General features: G+C 45.1%; 3 protein-coding genes and 2 rRNA genes. 2 read left to right on the plus strand and 3 right to left on the minus strand.

The genetic code is table 11. The annotated features are described in order from the left end of the window. Positions 1-172: 172 nt before the first annotated feature. A complete protein-coding gene (locus AC1DUO_RS24285; RefSeq protein ID WP_013577661.1) occupies positions 173-442 on the minus strand; it encodes a YihD family protein in 270 nt (89 codons plus the stop codon). Between the two features lie 153 nt (positions 443-595). Between AC1DUO_RS24285 and mobA the strand changes: the two genes are divergently transcribed. Both mobA and mobB read left to right on the plus strand, forming a co-directional pair. Next, complete coding sequence (gene mobA / locus AC1DUO_RS24290; protein ID WP_477989153.1) at positions 596-1,183, plus strand: molybdenum cofactor guanylyltransferase MobA; 588 nt, start codon at positions 596-598, stop codon at positions 1,181-1,183. Further along, the gene (gene mobB / locus AC1DUO_RS24295) at positions 1,180-1,713 is read left to right on the plus strand and encodes a molybdopterin-guanine dinucleotide biosynthesis protein MobB (RefSeq protein WP_037035576.1); all 534 of its coding nucleotides are present in this window, start codon (positions 1,180-1,182) and stop codon (positions 1,711-1,713) included. Before mobA ends, mobB begins: the two co-directional genes overlap by 4 nt. A gap of 80 nt (positions 1,714-1,793) precedes the next feature. Here mobB and rrf read toward each other — a convergent pair. Both rrf and AC1DUO_RS24305 read right to left on the minus strand, forming a co-directional pair. Beyond that, a 5S ribosomal RNA gene (rrf, locus tag AC1DUO_RS24300) occupies positions 1,794-1,909 on the minus strand. 113 nt (positions 1,910-2,022) lie between these two features. Beyond that, positions 2,023-2,145 (minus strand): 23S ribosomal RNA (locus AC1DUO_RS24305); the annotation flags it as partial.

Here is a 2,145-nt window from a genome sequence, read left to right on the forward strand (position 1 = left end):
GCAATCAGACCGATACTATCTAACGCATCAAGGATAAGATCCGGCGACAATGCCTGAAAATTAAAAGCAGAATTGTTCATAACTTCATTCGGGTTAGCCGCACAGAAAAGTGACAATGGGAAATAGTATCATCTATTTTTGGCGGTTCGCATGAAGTTCACATAAGTTTACATCAATCTTTAATCACGCCACGGGCACGTAAAAGTGCAGTTTTAAAGTCATCCTCATAATCTTTCTTTAAACCTGGGATTTCAGTCGTGCTGTCAGTTCCGCGCATTTTCAGGTGATAAATCAACATGTCATCACTCAGTTCTCCCAAAGGTCCCTGATAACCACATTCTGTCGCCAGCTTCTGAATAAACTCCATCAGGTTAAGATCGCAATCTTCTTTCCATGCAGGATGCAGCAGTTCGATCAACTCATTTACGCGATGTTCTTTCATGATATTCCCTTTCAACGTAGTTGCAGACCCTAAAAATAACAGGGTTATTTCTTCAGGGAAAGGACAAGCTGACCGGGTAACAGTTAAACCTGCCTGACCGCAAGGTAAGGCGTTACAATGAACGGAATATAGACATTTTTACAGGTAAATATTATGGGGCAGGATAACATTACCGGCGTGATTTTAGCGGGTGGTCGTTCGAGCAGGATGGGTGAAGACAAAGGGCTGGTCGAAATTAATGGTAAACCCTTATTTGAACATATTGCCGAAAGATTACGCCCACAAGTCGGAGATATTCTCATCAGCTGTAACCGAAACACGAAACGATATGGCCGAAATTTCCAGACGGTCCCTKACATTACACAGGATTTTCAGGGCCCCCTTGCAGGAATGCTTGCCGCATTATCTGCCAGTAAAACCGAGTGGGTACTGTTCGTTCCCTGTGACGTACCAGCCTTTCCGTTAAATCTTACCGAAGCCTTTTTAGCCAAAGCGGCCGGGCAACGGGCAGTTTTTGCCTGTGACCCTGAACGCGGGCATCCGACACTTTGTCTGCTGAACCGTAATCTGATTCCAGTACTGGAAACCTATCTCGCAAATGGCGACAGGAAATTAATGATTTTCTTTCATCAGATTGACGCAAAAGCAGTATTGTTCAACGAATCCACAGCGTTTTCCAATCTCAACACGCCTGAAGATGTGTCACATTGGAAAGCTAATCACCACGATATTTTAATATGATAACTCAACAAATTCCCTTGCTTGGGATCGTCGCTCACAGCGGAACAGGAAAAACAACATTGCTGAAGCAGCTTATCCCCTATTTGCGTCAACGTGGTATACGAACCGGTCTGATAAAGCATACACATCATGATGTGGATGTTGATACTCCAGGGAAAGATAGCTTTGAGCTACGTAAAGCGGGTGCGGACCAGACTATGGTTGCCAGCAGCAGCCGATGGGCATTAATGACAGAAATGCCCGAGCAGGATCATCTAAACCTAGACTATCTTGCGACGCGTTTTGACCGCAATAAACTGGATATGATCTTCGTTGAAGGGTTCAAGCATGAAGAGATCGACAAAATTGTGCTGCACAGGGAAGGAACAGGGGGAATATTGGAACAGTTAATTGATATTCATGCTGTTGCTGTGGCTAGTGATTGTCTATCAGAGACTATTTCAACGACAATTAGCGTCTTGAATATAAATAAGATAGAAGACGTTGGAGAATTTGTTATCAGGTGGCTGGAAAATCAGCAAAAACAGTAGTTTTCGATCTTCTGCCATTACCCAAATTTCCCATAGCAAAAAGCCCCGTACTTTYGTACGGGGCTTTCCACTTATTTGATGCCTGGCAGTTCCCTACTCTCGCATGGGGAGACCCCACACTACCATCGGCGCTACGGCGTTTCACTTCTGAGTTCGGCATGGGGTCAGGTGGGACCACCGCGCTACTGCCGCCAGGCAAATTCTGTTTCATTCATAACGCTCACCCTACATCAGGCTTGCACTACGAACCAATCTCGGAACTTCAGCTGAAAATCTACTTCAAGTCTCTAAAAACACCTTTGGTGTTGTAAGGTTAAGCCTCTCGGGTCATTAGTACTGGTTAGCTCAATGCATCGCTGCACTTACACACCCAGCCTATCAACGTCTTAGTCTTAAACGTCCCTTCAGGTGGCYTAAAGCCACAGGGAAGAC

The sequence above is a fragment of the Rahnella sp. P4_A8 genome (genome assembly GCF_056402435.1).